This window comes from Delftia sp. BGA-UO-ETr-SB1, assembly GCF_059567865.1.
The window spans coordinates 323,056-342,991 of sequence record NZ_JCAQOW010000006.1 but is presented as its reverse complement, the minus strand read 5'-3'; the positions used below and the strand labels follow the sequence as shown (position 1 = coordinate 342,991).

Here is a 19,936-nt window from a genome sequence, read left to right as displayed (position 1 = left end):
CAATGGCCGTATCCAATCCTTCTCCGGCGCTGCTGGCGGCCGCCGTGCAGCCCGCAGAGATGCCGCAGCGCGCCTGCCGATGGCAGGCCTGCGCCGTGCCGCTGGCCTGCGTGGCGCTGCTGGCGCTGGCCGGCCCCTGGTGGTCGGACTATCTGTCGGGCCTGGTGGTCAAGACCATGATCCTGGCCATCTTCGCGCTCAGCCTGCAGCTGCTGGTGGGCGGCACGGGCCTGGTGAGCCTGGGGCATGCGGCCTTCATGGGCCTGGGCGCCTATGCCGCCGTGCTGTCCGCAGGCAACGAAGGCGGCAGCCTGCCGGCCATGCTGGGCTGGGCGCTGCTGGCCTCGGGCGGCTATGCGCTGCTGGTGGGCCTGCTGAGCCTGCGCACGCGCGGCATCTACTTCATCATGGTGACGCTGGCCTTCGCACAGATGGCCTACTTCGTGGTCCACGACACGGGCATCGGCGGCGGCAGCGATGGCATCTACCTGATGGCTCGGCCCGCGCTGGGCGCCATCGACATGGAAATCCCGCGCGTGCAGTACTACGTGGTGCTGGCGGCCCTGGTGCTGGTCTATGCCTTCCTGGCCGGGCTGCGCCAGTCGCGCTTCGGCGCGGCGCTGGCGGGCATACGCGTCAACGAACAGCGCATGCGCGCGGCCGGCTTCACCACCTACGGGTACAAGCTCGCGGCCTTCGTGCTGGCCGGCATGCTGGCCGGCGTGGCAGGCTTTCTGCTGGCGGTGCGCGATGCCGTGGTCAACCCCGAGCTGCTGTCCTGGCACCACTCGGGCGAGGTGCTGCTGATGGTCATCCTCGGCGGCCTGGGCTCGCTGCGCGGCGCCGTGCTGGGCACGGTGGCCTTCATCGCGCTCAAGGAGGTGCTGTCCACGCATGCCATCGTCGGCCCCATGGCCGACCACTGGCAGCTGAGCCTGGGCCTGGCCATCATCGTGCTCGTGGCCCTGCTGCCGAAAGGACTGATGGGGCTGATCGGGCTGGCGGGCCTTGCACGGCAACGCGCTGGAGTGCACAACGAGGTCCACCACAAGGAGGCCGGACATGGCTGATGCGGCACTGCTTTCGGTGCGCGGCCTCACGCGCCGCTTCGGCGGGCTCACGGCCGTGGGCGGCGTGGACCTGGACCTGCACGAGGGCGAGGTCCATGCCGTGATCGGCACCAACGGCGCGGGCAAGTCCACCCTGGTCAACATGCTCTCGGGCGAGCTGGCGGCCAGCGCGGGGCGCATCGCGCTCGCGGGCCAGGACGTCACGCGCATGCCCCAGCCCCGGCGCGCGCGTGCCGGCGTGGGCCGCAGCTACCAGCGCACCACCATCTTTCCCGAGTTCTCGGCGCTGGAGAACTGCCGGCTCGCGGCCCAGGCGCAGATGGCGCTCAGGCCCTGGCAACTGGGCCTGTCCGCACAGCGCTGCGCGGCCAGCCTGCGCCAGGCCCATGCGGCCCTGGAGCGTGCGGGCCTGGACGGGCAGGCGCTGGCCGTGGCCGGCACGCTGAGCCACGGCGCCAAGCGCCAGCTGGAAGTGGCCATGTGCCTGGCCACCGGCCCGCGCGTGCTGCTGCTGGACGAGCCGCTGGCCGGCATGGGCGCGGAGGAGACCGAGCGCATGCTGGCCCTGCTGCAGGAGCTCAAGCGCGGCCATGCGGTACTGCTGGTCGAGCACGACATGGACGCCGTGTTCCGCATCGCCGACCGCATCACCGTGATGGTCAATGGCAGCGTGGTGGCCACGGGCACGCCCGCGCAGATCCGTGTCGATCCGGTCGTGCGTACAGCCTACTTGGGAGAAGACCATGACTGAGCCCATGTTCGCCATCGACGAGCTGCATACCTACTACGGCGACAGCCACATCCTGCAGGGCGTGAGCCTGGCGCTGGGCGCGGGCCAGGCCGTGGGCCTGCTGGGGCGCAACGGCATGGGCAAGACCACGCTGATCCGCACGCTCATGGGCTATGTGCCCGCGCGCCGCGGCCGCCTGCGCGCCGATGGCCGCGACTGCACGGGCGCGCCGCCCGAGCGCATGGCGCGGCTGGGCATTGGCTATGTGCCAGAGGGGCGCGGCATCTTCCCCAACCTCAGCGTGCGCGAGAACCTGGTCATGAGCGCCCGCCCCGGCCTGCAGGGAGAGCGCCACTGGACGCTGGAGCGCGTGCTCGACACCTTCCCCCGGCTCGCGGAGCGCCTGGCCAACGGCGGCGACCAGCTCTCTGGCGGCGAGCAGCAGATGCTGTCCATAGGCCGCGCGCTGATGACGCACCCGCGCCTGCTCATCCTCGACGAAGCCACCGAAGGCCTGGCCCCCCTGGTCGTCGCCGAAATCTGGCGCGTGATCGCCGCCATCCGCAGCACCGGCATCTCCACCCTGATCGTGGACCGCGACTACAAAAAGGTCCTGGCCCACACCGACCGCGCCGTGGTCATGGCCAAGGGCCGGCTGGCGCTGCAGGCCGACTCGCGGGAGCTGCTGGCGCAGCCGGAGCGCCTGTCGGAGTTGCTGGGGGTTTGATCAGGGCTGTGCCGCCACCGGCGGCTGCGCCGCGAGCTTGACGTTCTGCGCATGCGTGGGCGGCAGCAGCGCCATGGTCAGGCTGCAGGTGCAGGTCAGGCGGCCGGTTTCGTCGTGCAGTTCGATGGCCCAGACATGGGTGGTCTGGCCCAGGTGCACGGGGCGGGCCGTGCCCGTGACCCAGCCCTGGCGCGCGGCGCGCACATGGTTGGCCGAGACGTTCAGGCCCACGCTGCGCCAGCCTTCGGGGATGGAGCAGGCCGCCGCCACCGAGCCCAGGGTTTCGGCCAGCACCACGTTCACGCCGCCGTGCAGGATGCCGTAGGGCTGGCAGGTGCGCTGGTCCACGTGCACGCGGCCGCGCAGGAAGTCGTCACCGATCTCGGTGAACTCGATGCCCAGGTGCGAGACGGCCGTGTCGGCGCTCAGCGAGGTGATGTCTTCAAGGGTGAAGCTGCGCTTCCAGATCGGCATGGGAGAAGTCCTGTGGGTGCAACGAAAAAGACGGCCCCGTGGGCCGTCCTTGCATGCTACGCCAGTCCGGGCAGCCATGCCGATGGCTGCCTGTAGCCCAGGAGACTGCGCGCTGGCGCGCTTGCGCGGGTCAGGCGCGCATGTCGCCCGTTTCGACAAAGCGCTGGTGCCAGCTCAGCGCTTCGCCCAGGATGTGGGGCGTGTGCAGCGCGCCCTGGCTCTGGGCGCGGTCGAAGTAGTCCTGCAGCTGGGGGCGGAAGTCGGGATGGGCGCAGCGGTCGATGATGACCTGGGCGCGCTTGCGCGGCGACAGGCCGCGCAGGTCGGCCAGGCCCTGCTCGGTGACGATGATCTGCGTGTCGTGCTCGGTATGGTCCACGTGCGAGCACATGGGCACGATGCAGCTGATCTTGCCGCCCTTGGCCACCGAGGGCGTGACGAAGAAGGACAGGTAGCCGTTGCGCGCGAAATCGCCCGAGCCGCCGATGCCGTTCATCATCCCCGTGCCCATGACGTGGGTGGAGTTGATGTTGCCGTAGATGTCGGCCTCGATCATGGAGTTCATGGCGATCACGCCCAGCCGGCGCACCAGCTCGGGGTGGTTGCTGATCTCCTGGGGGCGCAGGATGATGCGCTCGCGGTAGAAGTCGATGTTCTCTTCGAAGTCCCTGTAGGCGCTGCCGGACAGGGAGATCGAGGTGGCCGAGGCCTTGCTCATCTTGCCTGCGCGCAGCAGGTCCAGCATGCCGTCCTGCAGCACCTCGGTGAAGCCCAGCAGGTTCTCGAACGGACCCGTCAGCAGGCCGGCCAGCACGGCGTTGGCCACGTTGCCCACGCCCGACTGGATGGGCAGCATCTCCTTGGGCAGGCGGCCCATCTTCATCTCGTGCGCGAGGAAGTCGATGATGGACGCGGCGATCAGGTTGGAGTTGGCGTCGGGCTGTGCGAAGACGTTGTCGCGGTCGCCCTTGTGGGTCTCGACCACGGCGACCACCTTGGCCGGGTCCACGCGCAGATAGGGCTCGCCGATGCGGTCATCGGCATGGGTCAGGGCAATGGGCACGCGGCGCGGCGGGATGGCCGTGCCGTAGTAGATGTCGTGCATGCCTTCCATCTTGGCCGGCGGCTTGGTGTTGACCTCCAGGATCACCTTGTCGGCGATCTCCAGCCAGGTCTTGTTGTTGCCCACGGCGGTGGAGGGGATGAGGCGCCCGTCCTCGGTCACGCCCAGCACCTCGACCACGGCCACGCTCATGGGGCCCAGGAAGCCGAACCACGCATGCTGGGCCACGTGGGACAGGTGCATGTCGATGAAGTCGATCTCGCCGGCATTGATCCTGGCGCGGCAGGTCGGGTCGGTGTTGAAGGGCAGGCGCTGGCCCAGTGCGCCGGCCTCGGCCAGGGCGCCGTCCATCTCGGCGGCCGTGGAGGCGCCGGTCCAGACATTGATCTTGTAGGGCCGGCCGGCCGCGTGTTCGCTCTTGGCGTGCTGGGCGATGGCCTGGGGCAGGGCCTTGGGGTAGCCCGCGCCCGTGAATCCGCTCATGCCGACGTTGACGCCGTGGGGGATCAGGGCGGCGGCCTGCTCGGCCGTCATGGTGCGCGAAAGGAATTCTGGGAAACGTACGCGGTCTGCGAGGGACATCTATGGCTCCGGCTGACGGCTCGCGCCAGCCGGCAGGGTGCCGCAGCGCTGGCTTGCAAGCCTAAAAAAAACCGCCCCATGCAAGAACGCAAGGGCGGTATATCTCCGGAAACCGATGGTAGCAGCGCTGGCAGCGGCCCTCGGGTTTCCCCGTAAAGGCCCTGCCGCGCAGTCAAAGGCTCAAAGAATGTTTGCGTGTGCTCACATTCAATGAATCAGTGGCTGATCGTCGCGTGCGTGATCCAGCAGCGCGTACAGGATGATGGCGCCGAAAGTCGCGGTCCCGATGCCGCCCAGCGCGAAGTCGCCGAACTTGAGCGTGAAGTCGCCCGTGCCCAGGATCAGGGTGATGGCCGCCACGATCAGGTTCTTGTTCTGCGAGAAGTCCACGCGGTTGTCCACCCAGATCTTGGCGCCGGCCACGGCGATCAGGCCGAACACCACGATGGACACGCCGCCCATCACGGGCAGCGGGATCGACTGGATCAGCGCGCCGAACTTGGGCGAGAAGCCCAGCAGCACGGCCAGGACGGCGGCCACGAAGAACACGGCCGTCGAGTAGATGCGCGTGGCGGCCATCACGCCGATGTTCTCGGCATAGGTGGTCACGCCGGTACCGCCGGCCGCGCCGCTGACCATGGTGGCCACGCCGTCGCCGATGAAGGCCCGGCCCATGTACTGGTCCAGGTTCTTGCCGGTCATGGCGGTCACGGCCTTGATGTGGCCCAGGTTCTCGGCCACCAGGATGATGACCACGGGCACGATGAGCACCATGGCCGGGCCGCTGAACACGGGCGCGTGGAACTGGGGCAGGCCGAACCAGGCGGCGTTGATCACGCCCGACAGGTCCACGGGCTTGCCCATGCCCAGCACATTGGTGAACAGGCCGTACAGCAGGCTGGCCGCGATCAGGCCCACCAGGATCAGCAGGCGCTGCACCATGCCGCGCGTGAACACGGCCACCAGGCCCACGCAGACGAAGGTCAGGGCCTGCATCCACGACTCGAAGTTGTTGGCCGCCATGTTCTTGACGGGTATGGCCGCCAGGTTCAGCCCGATCACGGCCACCACGGCGCCCGTGACCACGGGCGGCATGAAGCGCTCGATCCAGCGCGTTCCCACCATCTGCACCACCAGGCCGATCAGCGCATAGACCGCGCCGCAGGCAATGATGCCGCCCAGCGCCACGCCGATGTTGCCGTTGGCGCCCTTGCCGCCATAGGCCGTGGCTGCGATCACCACGCCGATGAAGGCAAAGGACGAACCCAGGTAGCTGGGCACCTTGCCGCCCGTGATCAGGAAGAAGATCAGCGTGCCGATGCCGCTCATGAGCACGGCCACGTTGGGGTCGAACCCCATGAGGATGGGCGCCAGCACGGTGGAGCCGAACATGGCGATCACGTGCTGTATGCCCATCAGCCCGGTCTGTGGCCAGGGCAGGCGCTCATCGGGGCCGATCACGCCTCCCCGTTGCAGCTGGTTGGCGGATTTTTCCGTCCATTGGAAAAGGCCCATGTGGCATCGCTCCTTGTAAAAAATTGGCGCGATATTAGAGGCATTTGTTTTCTGGCAGGTGGGGTGGAGCGGAAATTTTTTCCCAGTGTTTGTGCGGAGATATGCGATCCGGCCCGCAGACTTTGTCGCCCAGGTGCCAGGCTAGTGGCTTTCCCGTCTGGGCTCGCGGCCAGCGCGCGCGTACCGTGGCCGGTCATGAGCCATACCCCTGCCTTCATCCCCCAGATCCGCCTGTACCAGGACTGGCTGCGCGAGCGCCACGGCCTGCAGTTCGACAGCTACGACGCGCTGTGGCGTTGGTCGGTGACCGACCTGGACGCCTTCTGGCAAAGCATCTGGGACTACAACGCGCTGCAGTCGCCCACGCCGCACACGGCCGTGCTGGAGCGCAACACCATGCCCGGCGCCCAGTGGTTTCCGGGCGCCCAGATCAACTACACGCGCCAGGCGCTGCGCCATGTGGGTGCCGCCCATGCGGCCGGCATGCCCGCCGTGGTCAGCCGCAACGAGACGGGCCGCCACCGCGAACTGTCCTGGCCCGACCTGCGCCGCCAGGTCGCCGCCCTGGCCCTGCACCTGAAGGCCCAGGGCGTGGGCCGCGGCGACCGCGTGGCTGCCTACCTGCCCAACATCCCCGAGGCCATGGTCGCCCTGCTGGCCACGGCCAGCCTGGGCGCCGTCTGGAGCATTTGCGCGCCCGACATGGGCACCAACGCGGTGCTGGACCGCTTTCGCCAGATCGCGCCCAAGGCGCTGATCGCCGTCGATGGCGTGCACTACGCCGGGCGCGATATCGACCGCATGGCCGTGCTGGCGGAGCTGCGCGCAGGCCTGCCCAGCGTGGAGCATGTGGTCCTTGTGCCCAACCTGGATCTGCAGGCGAGGCTGGCCGATGCCGCCGACTACGTGCAGGTCACGGCCCGCGACGACGCGGCCACGGCGGCCTTCGAACCCGAATGGCTGCCCTTCGACCACCCGCTGTGGATCGTCTACTCCAGTGGCACCACCGGCCTGCCCAAGCCCATCGTCCACGGCCATGGCGGCATGGTGCTGGTGGCCCTGCAGCTCAAGGCCCTGCACAACGACGTGGGCTGCAGCTACCACCCCAACAGCTGGGGTGAGCGCTACCACTGGTACAGCTCCACGGGCTGGGTGATGTGGAATGCCCAGGTCTCGGGCCTGCTGGGCGGCACCACCTGCGTGATCTTCGACGGCAGCCCCGGCGGCAGCAAGGACAGGCCCGACTGGGGCGTGCTGTGGCGCTTCGCGGCCGAGACCGGCGTGACCAGCTTCGGCTCGGGCGCGGCCTTCTACGCCAACTGCATGAAGGCCGGCGTGGACCTGGCCCAGTGCGGCGACCTGTCGCGCATCCGCAGCCTGGGCACCACGGGCTCGCCGCTGTCGCCGGAGGTGCAAAGCTGGGGCACGGCGCAGTTCGCAGGCATGGGGCGGCCTGACATCTGGTGGAACAACATCTCGGGGGGCACCGACTTTGCGGGCGCCTTCATCGGCGGCCACCGCGAGCTGCCCCAGCAGCCGGGCATCATGCAGTGCCGCCAGCTGGGCGCGGCCGTCGAGGCGTGGAACGAGCAGGGCCAGCCCGTCATCGACGAGGTGGGCGAGCTGGTCTGCACCCAGCCCATCCCCTCCATGCCGCTGTACCTGTGGGGCGATGCGGACGGCAAGCGCTACCTGTCCAGCTACTTCGACATGTACCCGGCCGGCCATGGCCGCGCGCCCGGCGGCGGCGACGGCCCCGCCGCCATGGGCCCGGTCTGGCGCCACGGCGACTGGATACGCATCCTCCCGGAGGGCGGCTGCATCATCTACGGCCGCAGCGACGCCACCATCAACCGCCACGGCCTGCGCATGGGCACCAGCGAGATCTACAGCGCCGTCGAGGCCCTGCCCGAAGTGCTGGACTCCATGGTCGTGGACCTCGAATACCTGGGCCGCGAAAGCTACATGCCGCTGTTCGTGGTGCTGCGCCCGGGCGTGGATCTGGACGACGCCCTGCGCGCGCGCCTGCAGGGCGCCATCCGCCAGGCCCTGTCGCCGCGCTTCGTGCCCGACGAGATCGTGCAGGTGGCCGAGATCCCGCGCACGCTCAGCGGCAAGAAGCAGGAGCTGCCCATCAAGAAGCTGATGCTGGGCCAGCCGCTGGACAAGGTGGTCAACAAGGAGGCCATGGCCAACCCGGGCTGCCTGGACTGGTACGTGGGCTTTGCGGCGCAGCATGCCAAGGCACAGGCTGCCTGATATTCAAACGGTATCAGTGGCGCGGTTTTTAATATTGGACTGCGACAGACCGGCTGCCTAGAGTGGGGTCCAACCATGGAGCCCTGCAATGAGCGTGCTTGATTCCCTTGCCCTGACCCGCATCCCCGCCGAGGACGAAGCCCTGCGCGCCGAGGTGCGCGCCTTCCTCGCCCAGGCCATAAGCGGCCTGCCGTCCCATGTGCGTGCGCGCTCCTGGGGCGGCTACAGCGCCGAACTGAGCCGGCAACTGGGCGAAAAGGGCTGGATAGGCGTCACCCTGCCGCGCGAGTACGGCGGCGGCGGGCGCAGCGCCTTCACGCGCTATGTGCTGGTGGAGGAATACCTGGCCTGCGGCGCGCCCGTGGGCTCGCACTGGATTGCCGACCGCCAGAGCGGCCCGCTGATCCTCAAGTACGGCACCGAGGCGCAAAAGCGGTTCTACCTGCCGCGCATCTGCCGGGGCGAGGCCTTCTTTTGCATCGGCATGAGCGAGCCCGGCGCGGGCTCGGACCTGGCCAGCGTGAAGACGCGCGCCGTGCCGAACGGCAAGGGCTTCGTGCTCAACGGCCAGAAGATCTGGACCACCAACGCCCACCACTGCCACTACATGATCGCCCTGGTGCGCACCTCGGGCGAGGCGGGTGACCGGCACAAGGGGCTGTCCCAGGTCATCGTGGACCTGTCGCTGCCGGGCGTGACCGTGCGGCCCATCACCGACCTCTCGGGCGACAGCCATTTCTGCGAAGTCTTCTTCGACAACGTGCAGCTGCCGCCCGACGCCCTGATCGGCCAGGAAGGCCAGGGCTGGGAGCAGGTCACGGCCGAGCTGGCCTTCGAACGCAGCGGGCCCGAGCGGCTGTTCTCCAGCATCGTGCTGTTCGACGAATGGCTGGCCTGGCTGCGTGCAACGGGCGAGCGCAGCGAAGGCGCGCTGCGCCTGGCCGGCCGCGTGTTCACCGAGCTGGCCCCGCTGCGCGCCATGTCGGTGGCCGTGCAGGACAAGCTGGTGCGCGGCGAAAGCCCCATCGTCGAGGCGGCCCTGGTCAAGGAGCTGGGCACGACGCTGGAGCAGTCCATTCCCGCCGCCATCGCGGACGACCTGTTCGCACGCGAGGCGTCCGAGGTTCCGCTGGAGCTGCTGCGCACCCTCAACTACGTGACGGAGGTTGCGCCTTCGTACTCGCTGCGCGGCGGCACGCGCGACATCCTGCGCGGAATGATCGCGCGTGGCCTCGGCCTGCGTTGAATAAGGTTCCCCTTGAGTTGGGGCGCGCCAGTTTCAAACGGAACGCCCAAGGCCTGGCGTCATGTGTCATGAATGGAGAGAGACATGGAAGACGATTTGTTTGCCGATGCCGCACGCCAGCTGCTGCAGGGCGAGTGCACGCCCGCGCGGGTGCGCGCCATCGAGGCCGGGAGTTCGCCCCGGGCGCTGTGGCAATCGCTGGAGCAGGCCGGCTTTGCCGATGCCCTGGTGCCTGAGCACGCGGGCGGCGCGGGGCTGGCGCTGGCGCAGCTGTTCGATGTGTGGTCGCAGGCCGGCGCCCATGCGCTGCCCGTGCCGCTGGGCGAGACCATGCTGGCGCGCGCGCTGCTGGCGGGCGCGGGGGCGGAGCGTCCACCAGGCGCCATCGCGTTGGCGCAAGGCCTGCTCCAGCCGGATGGCAGCCTGCACTGCGCACCCGTGCGCCTGGGCGCGGTGGCGGACAGCGTGCTGGTGCAGCATGCGCAGGGCTGGAGCCTGCTGCCCGTGGCGCAGGCGCAGGCGCAGTCCGAGCCGGCGGCCTTCTGCCTGGACGTGAACCTGCGCTGGAGCGCCGATCAGGTCCGCGCAGCATCTGCTCCCGATATCGCCCTGCCGGATGGGCTGGACCTGCGCACGCTGCAAGCCGGCCTGGTGGCGGCGCAGCTTGCGGGCGCGCTCATGGAGGTGTTCCAGCGCACGCTGCAGTATGCGAACGAGCGCCAGCAGTTCGGCCGCCCCATCGGCAAGTTCCAGGCCATTCAGCACCAGCTGGCGGTGATGAGCGAGCATGTCTTCGCCGCGCGTATGGCGGCCCGGCTGGGCTGCGCGGGGCAGGGCGTCTTCCCCGATCGGCTGCGCGTGGCCGTGGCCAAGGCGCGCGGCAGCCAGGCCGCGCTGGCCGTGGCCGAGGCGGCCCACGCCATCCACGGCGCCATGGGCTTCACCGAGGAATACGACCTGCAACTGCTCACGCGCCGCCTGCATGCCTGGCGCCAGACGGCCGGCTCCGAGTCGTACTGGCATGGCGTGGCAGGCGCCGCGCTGGTCCATGGCCACGCGGGCAGCACGCTGGATCTGATCCGCTCCACCACCGATATCACCGCCGATATCACCGCCGATATCACCGACTGACAGGCTCTCGAAGGAACCCCATCCATGCCCTTTCTGAACATCGAGCGCGACGGCGCCATCTGGACCCTCACCATGAACCAGCCCGAGACGCGCAATGCGCTCACGGGCAACACGGCCGTGGAGGAATTCGTGCAGGTCTGCGACGATATCCGGCGCGACGCCTCGGTCAAGGCCGTCATCCTCACGGGCGCCGGCCCCATCTTCAGCTCGGGCGGCAACGTCAAGGACATGCAGCGCTTCTTCGACGACGCGCTCACGCCCGACGCCATCCGCGAGGAATACCGCCAGGGCATACAGCGCATTCCGCGCGCCCTCAACCAGCTGGACGTGCCCGTGATCTGCGCCGTCAACGGCCCGGCCATCGGCGCGGGGCTGGACCTGACCTGCATGTGCGACATCCGCATCGCCAGCGAGACGGCCACCTTTGCCGAGAGCTTCGTGCGCGTGGGCATCGTGCCGGGCGACGGGGGCGCCTGGCTGCTGCCGCGCGCCGTGGGCCGTGCCAAGGCGGCCGAGATGGCGTTCACGGGCGAGGCCATCGATGCGCAGCAGGCCCTGGCCTGTGGCCTGGTCAGCCGCGTCGTGCCCGCCGACCAGCTGCTGCCCACGGCGCGCGCGCTGGCCGACAAGATCGCCGCCAACCCCGGCGCCGTGATGCGCATGACCAAGCGCCTCTTGCGCGAGGGCGAGCACAGCACGCTGGAGTCGCTGCTGGAGCTGTCCGCCGGCTACCAGGCCCTGGCCCACAAGACCGCCGACCACCGCGAGGCCGTGATGGCCTTCGTGGAGAAGCGTAAGCCCCGGTTTCAGTGACTTGGCCCGCCCGGCCCCCGCCACGGGGGCATGGGCCGTGTGTGACACAACACAAATGGACACTCCCCGGTGCCGGCCTCCCGGCGGGAGTGGGCGCCCATGTACTGCGCACACAGTACACTTTGCGCGTCGAGAGGCAACTCTCCCATCCACCGCACTCCCAGTCCCATGGCCGTTGAAACGACGAGTACTGCCCGCCCCAGCTTCGACCTCAAGAGCGCGCAGCTGCCCGTGGTGGCCGTGACCCTGCGGGATACCGACGTACGTGCGCTCGTGGCCGACCTGGCCCAGCGCCTGGCCGACGACCCGGATTTCTTCGACAACGACCCCGTACTGATCGACCTGGCCCATGTGCGCGAGGCCGAGGAGGCCATCGACTTCGCCGTGCTCGTGGAGGCACTGCGCTTTCACCGCACCGTGCCTGTGGCCGTGCGCGGCGGCAGCCCGGCGCAGATGGAGGCGGCGCGTGCCGCAGGCCTGGCGCCCGCGCCCGAGGCCGCACCCGTGCGGCCCACGGTGCCCGAGATCGAGATCCAGGAAGTCGTGCGCGAGATCGAGGTGGTGCGCGAGGTGCCTGCTCCCCAGGCCGACGCCCTCATCGTGGACAAGCCGCTGCGCTCGGGCCAGCGCGTCTATGCGCGCGGCACCGACATCGTGGTGCTGGCCATGGTCAGCTATGGCGCCGAAGTCATCGCCGACGGCAACGTCCATGTCTACGCGCCGCTGCGCGGCAGGGCCATCGCCGGGGCACGCGGCAACACCGAGGCGCGCATCTTCAGCACCTGCATGGAAGCACAGCTGCTGTCGATTGCCGGCATCTATCGCACAATCGAGACCGATCTCCCGGCGGACGTGGCTGCCAGGCCCGCCAAGGTGCGTCTCGACGGCGAGAAAATCCTCATCGAGCCGGTATGACACCGGACCCCTCTTCTTTGCTCTCCAGTCTTTAAGGAACCGTGCAAACATGGCCAAAATAGTCGTCGTGACCTCCGGCAAGGGTGGCGTGGGCAAGACCACCACCAGCGCCAGCTTCGCATCGGGCCTCGCATTGCGCGGGCACAAGACCGCCGTCATCGATTTCGACGTGGGCCTGCGCAACCTGGACCTGATCATGGGCTGCGAGCGCCGCGTGGTCTACGACCTGATCAACGTCATCCAGGGAGAGGCCAACCTCAACCAGGCCCTGATCAAGGACAAGCAGTGCGACAACCTCTTCGTGCTGGCCGCCTCCCAGACGCGTGACAAGGATGCGCTGACGCAGGACGGCGTCAAGAAGATCCTGGACGACCTGTCGGGCATGGACTTCGAGTACATCATCTGCGACTCGCCGGCCGGCATCGAAAGCGGCGCCCTGATCGCCATGCACTTCGCCGACGAGGCCCTGGTCGTGACCAACCCCGAGGTTTCCTCGGTGCGCGACTCCGACCGCATCCTGGGCATGCTCAGCTCCAAGACCGCGCGCGCCATCGCGGGCGAGAGCGTCAAGGAGCACCTGCTGATCACGCGCTACAACCCCAACCGCGTGCAGGACGGCCAGATGCTGTCGCTGGAGGACATCCAGGACATCCTGCGCATCGAGCTGATCGGTGTCGTGCCCGAATCCGAAACCGTGCTGCAGGCCTCCAACCAGGGCATTCCCGCCGTGCACATGCAGGGCTCGGACGTGGCCGAGGCCTACCAGGACGTGGTGGCACGCTTCCTGGGCGAGGAAAAGCCCATGCGCTTCACCGAAGCGCAAAAGCCCGGCTTCTTCAAACGCATGTTCGGGGGGAGGTAAGCGGCCATGTCCATGCTCTCTTTCCTGCTCGGAGAAAAGAAGAAGACGGCCTCGGTGGCCAAGGAGCGCCTGCAGATCATCCTCGCGCGCGAACGCGTGGGCGGCAACGGCGGTGGCCCCGACTACCTGCCTGCGCTGCAAAAGGAGCTGATGGCGGTGATCTCCAAGTACGTGGACATCGACGTCAACGACATCAAGGTGCACCTGGAGCGCCAGGAAAACCTCGAAGTGCTCGAAGTCAAGATCGAACTGCCCGACGCCTCGCGCTGAGCGCCGCCCGGCGCCGTGCTCAGCCCAGGCGCAGCGTGCAGCGCAACCCGCCCAGCGGGCTCGGCCCCATCTCCAGCGATCCACCATAGGTCTCGGCGATGTCGCGCACGATGGCCAGGCCCAGGCCATGGCCCTGGGCCTGTTCGTCGAAGCGGACACCGCGCTCCATGGCCTGCGCGAGATGCTCCGGCGCCAGGCCTGGGCCGTCGTCATCGATCTGCAGCAGCGTCGTCGTGCCATCCTGGCACACGGCCAGCGTGACGCGGCTGCGCGCCCACTTGCCGGCGTTGTCCAGCAGGTTTCCCGCCATCTCCTCCAGGTCCGAGGCCGCGCCGCGCCAGCGCAGCCCATGGCCGGGCAGCGGCGTGGAGGTCTGCATGGACCAGGACAGGCGCCGCTGGGCGTGGATCTGGCGCATGGCATCCAGCAGCCGGGCCAGCACCTCATCCAGCGCCACGCTGCCGGCGCTGCCGGCGCCGCTGGCGAAGCGCGCCAGATGGCGGTCGATGGTGTGGGACATGGCCTGTACCTGGTCACGCAGCCACGGGCCATCGACCTGATGGCCGCGTGCCTGGATGCCGAGCACGGCCAGCGGCTTCTTGAGCGCATGGCTCAGGTCGGCCGCCTGGTGGCGCGCGCGCTCCACGACCTGGGCATTGCGCTGCAGCACCTGGTCCACGGCCTCGGCAATCGGGTCCAGGTCGGGGCCGAAGTGCCGCCCCAGCTGCGTGCGTGTGCCGTCTTCCATGTCCTGCAGCGCCTGCTGCAGGCTGCGCAGCGGCTGCAATCCCAGGCGCACCAGCGCCACCGTGCACAGCAGCAGCGCGGCGACCAGGCCCAGCTCGGTGACCAGCAGGATGCGGTCGATGCGGCGCCATTCCTGGCGCGTACCGTCCAGCGGGCCGAAGACATGCAGCTGCACGCGCCGGCCCGCGACATCGAAGCTGCGGCGCAAGCCCAGCAGTTCGCGCCCCTGCGGCCCGCGCAGCGACAGCAGCGTCTCGCTGCCCTTGTTCCGGGGCCAGGGACGGGCGTCGTCCAGCTCCAGGCTGTCGTCCCAGACCGAGCGCGACTGCTGCAGCCGCCCGTCCTGCTCCAGTGTCCAGTACCAGCCCGAGAAAATGCGGCCGAACTCGCCGCGATTGAGCCGCGTGCCCTGCCCGGTCAGGGGCCCCGGGGACTGCAGCTCGGCCTGCAGCCGCTCGGCACGGTCCTGCAGGCCGGCCTTGAAGCTGCGCAGCACCGCATCGTGCAACTGCTCGCGCAGCAGCCAGCTGGCGGCCGTGCCGCAGGCCAGCGTGGCCACCAGGCTCAGTGCCAGCAGGCGCTCCGACAGGCCCCAGTGCCTAGGCCGCATGGTCGCCGCTGGCCTGCTGCAGGCGAAAGCCCCGTCCGCGCTCGGTATGGATCAGGCCATGCGGGGACAGTTTGCGGCGGATGCGGCCGACCAGCACGTCCACGGTGTTGGAGTCCGGGTCCAGGTCGCGTGCGTAGACATGCTCGCTGATGTCGGCGCGGCTGACGAGCTGTCCATGCCGGTTGGTCAGAAAGCTCAGGATGCGTTGCTCCTGCGCGGTCAGCGCAAGCGGCCGACCTTCGAGCGTGAAGCGGTCTGCCATGGTGTCGTAGGCCAGCGGGCCTATCTGCACCAGGGGCCGGCTGCCGCCTGCTGCACGCCGGTGCAGCACGCGCAGCCGCGTGACGACCTCCTCGTGCAGAAAGGGCTTGGTCAGGTAGTCGTCCGCGCCGGCCTGGAAGGCCGTGAGCTTGTCGCTCCAGCGGTTGCGGGCCGTGAGCACCAGCACGGGAAAGGAGCGGCCCTGCTCGCGCCAATGGCGCAGCACCGAGACGCCGTCCTGTCCTGGCAGCCCCAGGTCCAGCAAGGCGGCGTCGTAGTGTTCGACGCTGCCCAGTTCCTGGGCGAGGCGGCCGTCCGCGCAGCACTCGGCCAGCATGCCGGCCTCCTGCAGGATGGCCTGCAGGCCTGCAGCAAGATCGGCGTCGTCTTCGACGATGAGCACCCGCATCAGCGCAGTCCGTCCTCTTCGATGGGCTGGCCGCTGTACGCATCCACATGCACTTCGATGCTGCGGCCGGCGCTCAGCTGCAACTCGACCTCGTAGTAGGCGCGCTGCCGGACGTCGATCTTGAGCTCGGCCTCTGTGGCGCGGGCCTGGTACTTGCGCTCCAGTTCCTCAAGAATGCGCGGCAGCGGTTGCAGCGTGGCGGCCTGCTCCCGGCTCAGGACAGGCTCCACCAGGATGCGGCCCGTCTGGGCGTCGGCGCGCAGCAGCTGCTCACGGCCTTCGCGCGTGAGCAGCTGGATCTCGTAGTAGGGCCTGGGGCTGCGCGTTTCCTCCAGCTCGATCTGCAGCACGGTGCCGGGATGCAAGCGGGTGACGGCTGCCGCCACGGCGGACATGGGTATCAGCACGGCGGTGGTCGCGCCCGGCCGGGGGATGTCCTGTCCCGTGACTGCATCGATATAGATCTCCGTGCGCTGGCCATTGGCGAGCTTGATTTCGTACCAGCGCCGGCCGTCGGCGCCGCGCTCGAGTTCGATGTCGATGACGCGCCCTTTGTGGCGCTGCTGCACGTCCTGGAGGATTTCCGCCAAGGGCCGCAGGCGCTTCGACTGCACCTCGCGGCGCACGCTTTCATGCTCCGCTGGCGTGGTGGCAGAGGCGGGCGCCAGCGTCAGGGCCAGCAAGGCAGCAAGTGCGAGGCGGAGTTTCACGGCCACGCATCTTATGTGCACGTTCTTAAACAGTGCATGAACGCGCCATTCATGCGCGGTTTAGGCGCCTTTGCCGACACTGCAGGCGGTTGCACCGATGGCCCGCCGCGGTGCCTTTTCATCTGTTTCTTTCTGGCATCGAACACCATGCATTTTCTTCGCTTTTCCCGCTCCGCCCCGCCATTGCCCCGGGTCCTGGGCGCTGGCGCGCTCTCGCTGTCCGTGCTGCTGGCCGCCTGCGGCGGTGGCGGCGGCGGGGCTGACAAGCCCGCCCCCACGCCGGTCACTCCCAGCGCCAGCTATGCGTCGGGCACCATTGACGGCTTCGGCTCCATCCTGGTCAATGGGGTGCGGTATGACGAGCGCCAGGCCCGGATCACCGATGGCGATGGCGTCCTGCTGGCCAGCGATGCGCTCAAGCTGGGCATGGCGGTCCATGTCACGGCCGACCCCGTGACCACCGGCAGCGATGGTGTGGCGCGCGCCATGGCCCGCCAGATTCTTGTGCGCAGCGATCTGGAAGGTCCGTTGAGCGCGGTCGTGGGCGACCGGCTGACCGTACTGGGCCAGACCGTGATCGTCGATGCGGCCACGGTGTTCGAGGACGGCCGCGCGGCGGCGCTGCAGGTCGGCCGGGTGCTGGAAGTCCACGGCCTGCGCGATGCGCAGGGCCGCATTCTTGCCAGCCGCATCGAGATCGAGGATGACGCCGACGAGCCCTGGCGCCTGCGCGCGCCTGTGGATGCCGTTGACGCGTCGCGCCGCACCCTGCGCATCGGCGAGGCCGTCGTCAACTGGAGCGGCGTGCAGGTTGCCGCCGCGCTGGCTGCCGGCGACGTGGTCAGCCTGCGCCTGGCGCGCCAGCCCGATGCCGCCGGCCTGTGGGTGGCCACCGCACTGTCGGTGCAGCGTCCCACGCTGCCCGAACAGGCAGGCGTGGAGGCGGACGTCACCGGCCATATCACCCGCATGGACTCGCCGACCCGCTTCGTCGTGGACGGCCTGAGCGTGGACGCGGGCAGCGCCACACGCCTGCCCGCAGGCCTTGCCGTGGGCGACCTGGTCGAGGTCGAGGGCATGTTCCAGGACGGGGTGCTTCGCGCCTCCGAGGTCGAGCGCAAGCTGCGGCTGGACAGTGATGATGGCTTCGAGATCGAGGGCCGCATCACCGCTGTCGACAGCCTGGCCGGCATCTTCGAGCTGCGCGGCGTGCGCGTGGACTATCGCAATGCGCGCTTCGAGGATGGCAGCGCTGCCCAAATTGCCGTGGGGCGCGTGGTCGAGGTCAAGGGCCGGCTCTCGGTTGATGGCGCGATGGTGGTGGCCACCGAGGTCGAGTTCGACTAAGGGTTCGCGTTCGCCGCAGGCCGCATCGCCTCGCTCTGCGCACGCGCGGCGGCGGGGCGCACCCACAGCAGGTAGGCAGCGCCCAGCAGCACGATCCACAGGCCGCCCACGACCAGGGCCGCCCGGGTGTGGGGGAAGTAGCCGAGCACGCCCAGCACCAGCAGCATGAAGGCGATGGCGGCCAGCGGCGCGGCGGGCCACAGCGGGACCGGGAACTTCAGCGCGGCCACCTGCTGCGGGCTCATGCGGCGGCGCGCCGCGAACTGCGACAGCAGGATCATCAGCCAGACCCAGACCGTGGCGAAGGTGGCGATGGAGGCGATCAGCAGGAACACGTCCTCGGGGATCAGGTAGTTCAGCACCACGCCGGCCAGCAGCGCCACGGCCATCACCACCACGGTCATCCAGGGCACGCCATGGCGCGAGACACGGCCGAAGCCGGCGGGGGCCTGGCCCTGGTGCGCCATGCCGTAGAGCATGCGGCCGGCGCCGAAGATGTCGCTGTTGATGGCCGACACGGCCGCCGAGATCACCACGATGTTGAGGATGGTGGCGGCCGAGGAAATGCCCAGGCCGCTGAAGATCTGCACGAAGGGGCTGCCCTGGCTGCCGATCTGCGGCCAGGGGAAGATGCTCATCAGCACGAACAGCGTGAGCACGTAGAACAGCAGGATGCGCAGCGGCACGGCGTTGATGGCGCGCGGGATCACGCGCGCCGGGTCCTTGGCCTCGCCGGCCGATATGCCGATGATCTCGATGCCGCCGAAGGCGAACACCACCACCGCCAGCGAGGCGATCAGGCCCGAGACGCCATGGGGCATGAAGCCGCCGTGCACCCACAGGTTCTGCACGCCGGTCGGCGCCTGGCCGGCCGCCATGCCGAAGCCGAACACCATGATGCCCAGGCCGCCGCCGATCATGGCGATGATGGCCGCCACCTTGAGCAGGGACAGCCAGAACTCCATCTCGCCGAACACCTTGACCGAGCACAGGTTGAGCGCGCCGATGAAGCAGACGATGGACAGCACCCAGATCCAGCGCGGCACCTCGGGAAACCAGAAGCCCATGTAGATGCCGAAGGCCGTCACGTCGGCCAGGCAGACGATGACCATCTCGAAGGTATAGGTCCAGCCCGTGACGAAGCCGGCGAACGGCCCCAGGTAGTCGCTGGCGTACTGGCCGAAGGAGCCGGGCACGGGGTTGTGCACGGCCATCTCGCCCAGCGCGCGCATCACCATGTAGACCGCCGCGCCCGCTAGCAGGTAGGCGATCAGCACCGAGGGCCCCGCCTGCTGTATGGCCTTGGCCGAGCCGTAGAACAGCCCCGTGCCTATGGCCGAGCCCAGTGCCATGAAGCGGATATGGCGGGCCGACAGCCCTCGGTGCAGGCTGCCTGCAGATGGTGAACTCATGTGCTGTCTCCCCCCGTCATTGGTGAAATGGCTGCCGCATCCACAGGCTTCATCAGCCTGCGGATGGGTCTGCGATCAGATGTATAAGCCTGTATATACAATATGCGCAGACACCGATTTCCCGGACCGGGGATTACCCGGAGGCGGGAAGGAGCGGGAATTGGGGGAGTCGCCGAAAGAGGCGACGAGAGGGCTGCCGCAGGCCCGGTATCAGCCCAGGCCGCCCGTGTGCATGCGGCCTGCGTGGTACAGCAGCGGCGTGTGGCCGGCCTGGTGGCTGCACTGCTCGACCTCGCCGATGAAGATCACATGGTCGCCTTCTTCATGGCGATGGCGGTTGCGGCATTCGAAGACGGTGGTGGCTTCGGACAGCAGCGGCACGCCCTGGGCCGAACTGCGCCAGGCGGTGTTGGCGAAGCGGTCCACGCCCTTGCGCGCGAACAGCTCGGCCAGGGGCTTTTGCGAGGCCGACAGCACGTGGATGGCGTAGTGCGAGCAATGCTGGAACACGGGCAGCGAGGCCGCCGACAGCGCCATGCTCCACAGCACCAGCGGCGGCGTGAGCGAGACGGAGTTGAACGAGCTCACGGTGACGCCCACCGGATGGCCCTGCGGGCTGCGTGCGGTGACGATGGTCACGCCCGTGGCGAACTGGCCCAGCGCGTCGCGGAACTCGCGCGACGAGAACGGGGACTGTGGAGGCAGGGCGGCCATGGCGGCGGGAGGCAGTGCGGAATTCACGGGAGCAAGAACCAGGCGGCAGCAAGGCCGCAGCAGGGCTGC

Annotated in this window: 19 protein-coding genes; 11 read left to right on the top strand and 8 right to left on the bottom strand. The window is 68.9% G+C overall.

Going from position 1 to position 19,936, the window contains the following annotated elements:
• The first annotated feature begins 2 nt into the window (after positions 1–2).
• From AC57B5_RS20390 to AC57B5_RS20380, 3 genes are read left to right on the top strand one after another with little or no spacing between them, the layout of a single operon-like run.
• A complete protein-coding gene (locus tag AC57B5_RS20390; RefSeq protein WP_496400226.1) occupies positions 3–1,070 on the top strand; it encodes a branched-chain amino acid ABC transporter permease in 1,068 nt (355 codons plus the stop codon).
• Positions 1,063–1,821 (top strand): ABC transporter ATP-binding protein, encoded by a 759-nt coding sequence (locus AC57B5_RS20385; protein ID WP_496400225.1) that lies wholly within the window; start codon positions 1,063–1,065, stop codon positions 1,819–1,821. The genes AC57B5_RS20390 and AC57B5_RS20385 overlap by 8 nt, the downstream gene beginning before the upstream one ends.
• Positions 1,814–2,527, top strand: a complete 714-nt coding sequence (locus AC57B5_RS20380) for an ABC transporter ATP-binding protein (protein WP_016447319.1) — start codon at positions 1,814–1,816, stop codon at positions 2,525–2,527. The genes AC57B5_RS20385 and AC57B5_RS20380 overlap by 8 nt, the downstream gene beginning before the upstream one ends.
• On the opposite strand, the gene AC57B5_RS20375 is transcribed toward AC57B5_RS20380, so the two are convergent.
• The 3 genes from AC57B5_RS20375 to AC57B5_RS20365 all read right to left on the bottom strand — a co-directional run bounded on the left by AC57B5_RS20375 (position 2,528) and on the right by AC57B5_RS20365 (position 6,161).
• A complete protein-coding gene (locus tag AC57B5_RS20375; RefSeq protein ID WP_012202024.1) occupies positions 2,528–3,001 on the bottom strand; it encodes a hotdog fold thioesterase in 474 nt (157 codons plus the stop codon).
• A gap of 130 nt (positions 3,002–3,131) precedes the next feature.
• Positions 3,132–4,646, bottom strand: coding sequence for a succinyl-CoA:acetate CoA-transferase ScpC (gene scpC, locus AC57B5_RS20370; protein ID WP_197944605.1), 1,515 nt, complete (start codon positions 4,644–4,646; stop codon positions 3,132–3,134).
• 207 nt (positions 4,647–4,853) lie between these two features.
• The gene (locus tag AC57B5_RS20365; RefSeq protein ID WP_496400224.1) at positions 4,854–6,161 is read right to left on the bottom strand and encodes a solute carrier family 23 protein; all 1,308 of its coding nucleotides are present in this window, start codon (positions 6,159–6,161) and stop codon (positions 4,854–4,856) included.
• A 195-nt stretch (positions 6,162–6,356) separates the two neighbouring features.
• Here AC57B5_RS20365 and AC57B5_RS20360 point away from each other — a divergent pair, with 195 nt between their 5' ends.
• The 7 genes from AC57B5_RS20360 to minE all read left to right on the top strand — a co-directional run bounded on the left by AC57B5_RS20360 (position 6,357) and on the right by minE (position 13,657).
• The gene (locus AC57B5_RS20360) at positions 6,357–8,420 is read left to right on the top strand and encodes an acetoacetate--CoA ligase (protein WP_496400223.1); all 2,064 of its coding nucleotides are present in this window, start codon (positions 6,357–6,359) and stop codon (positions 8,418–8,420) included.
• A gap of 88 nt (positions 8,421–8,508) precedes the next feature.
• Positions 8,509–9,666, top strand: coding sequence for an acyl-CoA dehydrogenase family protein (locus AC57B5_RS20355; protein WP_209670445.1), 1,158 nt, complete (start codon positions 8,509–8,511; stop codon positions 9,664–9,666).
• Between the two features lie 84 nt (positions 9,667–9,750).
• Positions 9,751–10,797 (top strand): acyl-CoA dehydrogenase family protein, encoded by a 1,047-nt coding sequence (locus AC57B5_RS20350; RefSeq protein ID WP_496400222.1) that lies wholly within the window; start codon positions 9,751–9,753, stop codon positions 10,795–10,797.
• Between the two features lie 24 nt (positions 10,798–10,821).
• Positions 10,822–11,610, top strand: a complete 789-nt coding sequence (locus tag AC57B5_RS20345; protein WP_496400221.1) for a crotonase/enoyl-CoA hydratase family protein — start codon at positions 10,822–10,824, stop codon at positions 11,608–11,610.
• Between the two features lie 168 nt (positions 11,611–11,778).
• Positions 11,779–12,525, top strand: a complete 747-nt coding sequence (gene minC / locus AC57B5_RS20340; RefSeq protein WP_034348623.1) for a septum site-determining protein MinC — start codon at positions 11,779–11,781, stop codon at positions 12,523–12,525.
• 49 nt (positions 12,526–12,574) lie between these two features.
• Positions 12,575–13,387 carry a septum site-determining protein MinD gene (minD, locus tag AC57B5_RS20335; protein WP_034397563.1) on the top strand — a complete coding sequence of 271 codons (813 nt, stop codon included), beginning with the start codon at positions 12,575–12,577 and terminating at the stop codon, positions 13,385–13,387.
• A 6-nt stretch (positions 13,388–13,393) separates the two neighbouring features.
• Positions 13,394–13,657 (top strand): cell division topological specificity factor MinE, encoded by a 264-nt coding sequence (gene minE, locus AC57B5_RS20330; RefSeq protein ID WP_012202033.1) that lies wholly within the window; start codon positions 13,394–13,396, stop codon positions 13,655–13,657.
• Positions 13,658–13,676: 19 nt separating this feature from the next.
• On the opposite strand, the gene AC57B5_RS20325 is transcribed toward minE, so the two are convergent.
• Genes AC57B5_RS20325 through AC57B5_RS20315 form a run of 3 tightly spaced genes read right to left on the bottom strand, consistent with a single transcriptional unit; the run spans position 13,677 to position 16,394 of the window.
• Positions 13,677–15,014, bottom strand: a complete 1,338-nt coding sequence (locus AC57B5_RS20325; protein WP_097204796.1) for a sensor histidine kinase — start codon at positions 15,012–15,014, stop codon at positions 13,677–13,679.
• Positions 15,004–15,684, bottom strand: coding sequence for a response regulator transcription factor (locus AC57B5_RS20320; protein WP_099752414.1), 681 nt, complete (start codon positions 15,682–15,684; stop codon positions 15,004–15,006). Before AC57B5_RS20320 ends, AC57B5_RS20325 begins: the two co-directional genes overlap by 11 nt.
• Positions 15,684–16,394, bottom strand: a complete 711-nt coding sequence (locus AC57B5_RS20315) for a PepSY domain-containing protein (RefSeq protein ID WP_325100485.1) — start codon at positions 16,392–16,394, stop codon at positions 15,684–15,686. The genes AC57B5_RS20320 and AC57B5_RS20315 overlap by 1 nt, the downstream gene beginning before the upstream one ends.
• Before the next feature lie 147 nt (positions 16,395–16,541).
• Between AC57B5_RS20315 and AC57B5_RS20310 the strand changes: the two genes are divergently transcribed.
• Positions 16,542–17,741 carry a DUF5666 domain-containing protein gene (locus AC57B5_RS20310; RefSeq protein WP_496400220.1) on the top strand — a complete coding sequence of 400 codons (1,200 nt, stop codon included), beginning with the start codon at positions 16,542–16,544 and terminating at the stop codon, positions 17,739–17,741.
• Here AC57B5_RS20310 and AC57B5_RS20305 read toward each other — a convergent pair.
• Positions 17,738–19,153 (bottom strand): amino acid permease, encoded by a 1,416-nt coding sequence (locus AC57B5_RS20305; RefSeq protein WP_047470186.1) that lies wholly within the window; start codon positions 19,151–19,153, stop codon positions 17,738–17,740. The genes AC57B5_RS20310 and AC57B5_RS20305 overlap by 4 nt on opposite strands.
• A 210-nt stretch (positions 19,154–19,363) precedes the next feature.
• Entirely contained in the window at positions 19,364–19,867 is a 504-nt protein-coding gene (locus tag AC57B5_RS20300) for a flavin reductase family protein (RefSeq protein WP_012202035.1), read from the bottom strand.
• Between the last annotated feature and the right edge of the window lie 69 nt (positions 19,868–19,936).

What these genes read in the sequence shown, in the direction of transcription:
- scpC (WP_197944605.1), bottom strand. Translation starts at nt 4,646, where the DNA reads ATGTCCCTCGCAGACCGCGTACGTTTCCCAGAATTCCTTTCGCGCACC.
- AC57B5_RS20320 (WP_099752414.1), bottom strand. Translation starts at nt 15,684, where the DNA reads ATGCGGGTGCTCATCGTCGAAGACGACGCCGATCTTGCTGCAGGCCTG.
- minE (WP_012202033.1), top strand. Translation starts at nt 13,394, where the DNA reads ATGTCCATGCTCTCTTTCCTGCTCGGAGAAAAGAAGAAGACGGCCTCG.
- AC57B5_RS20325 (WP_097204796.1), bottom strand. Translation starts at nt 15,014, where the DNA reads ATGCGGCCTAGGCACTGGGGCCTGTCGGAGCGCCTGCTGGCACTGAGC.
- AC57B5_RS20355 (WP_209670445.1), top strand. Translation starts at nt 8,509, where the DNA reads ATGAGCGTGCTTGATTCCCTTGCCCTGACCCGCATCCCCGCCGAGGAC.
- AC57B5_RS20375 (WP_012202024.1), bottom strand. Translation starts at nt 3,001, where the DNA reads ATGCCGATCTGGAAGCGCAGCTTCACCCTTGAAGACATCACCTCGCTG.
- AC57B5_RS20305 (WP_047470186.1), bottom strand. Translation starts at nt 19,153, where the DNA reads ATGAGTTCACCATCTGCAGGCAGCCTGCACCGAGGGCTGTCGGCCCGC.
- AC57B5_RS20350 (WP_496400222.1), top strand. Translation starts at nt 9,751, where the DNA reads ATGGAAGACGATTTGTTTGCCGATGCCGCACGCCAGCTGCTGCAGGGC.
- AC57B5_RS20360 (WP_496400223.1), top strand. Translation starts at nt 6,357, where the DNA reads ATGAGCCATACCCCTGCCTTCATCCCCCAGATCCGCCTGTACCAGGAC.
- AC57B5_RS20385 (WP_496400225.1), top strand. Translation starts at nt 1,063, where the DNA reads ATGGCTGATGCGGCACTGCTTTCGGTGCGCGGCCTCACGCGCCGCTTC.
- AC57B5_RS20380 (WP_016447319.1), top strand. Translation starts at nt 1,814, where the DNA reads ATGACTGAGCCCATGTTCGCCATCGACGAGCTGCATACCTACTACGGC.
- AC57B5_RS20365 (WP_496400224.1), bottom strand. Translation starts at nt 6,161, where the DNA reads ATGGGCCTTTTCCAATGGACGGAAAAATCCGCCAACCAGCTGCAACGG.
- minD (WP_034397563.1), top strand. Translation starts at nt 12,575, where the DNA reads ATGGCCAAAATAGTCGTCGTGACCTCCGGCAAGGGTGGCGTGGGCAAG.
- minC (WP_034348623.1), top strand. Translation starts at nt 11,779, where the DNA reads ATGGCCGTTGAAACGACGAGTACTGCCCGCCCCAGCTTCGACCTCAAG.
- AC57B5_RS20345 (WP_496400221.1), top strand. Translation starts at nt 10,822, where the DNA reads ATGCCCTTTCTGAACATCGAGCGCGACGGCGCCATCTGGACCCTCACC.
- AC57B5_RS20390 (WP_496400226.1), top strand. Translation starts at nt 3, where the DNA reads ATGGCCGTATCCAATCCTTCTCCGGCGCTGCTGGCGGCCGCCGTGCAG.
- AC57B5_RS20300 (WP_012202035.1), bottom strand. Translation starts at nt 19,867, where the DNA reads ATGGCCGCCCTGCCTCCACAGTCCCCGTTCTCGTCGCGCGAGTTCCGC.
- AC57B5_RS20310 (WP_496400220.1), top strand. Translation starts at nt 16,542, where the DNA reads ATGCATTTTCTTCGCTTTTCCCGCTCCGCCCCGCCATTGCCCCGGGTC.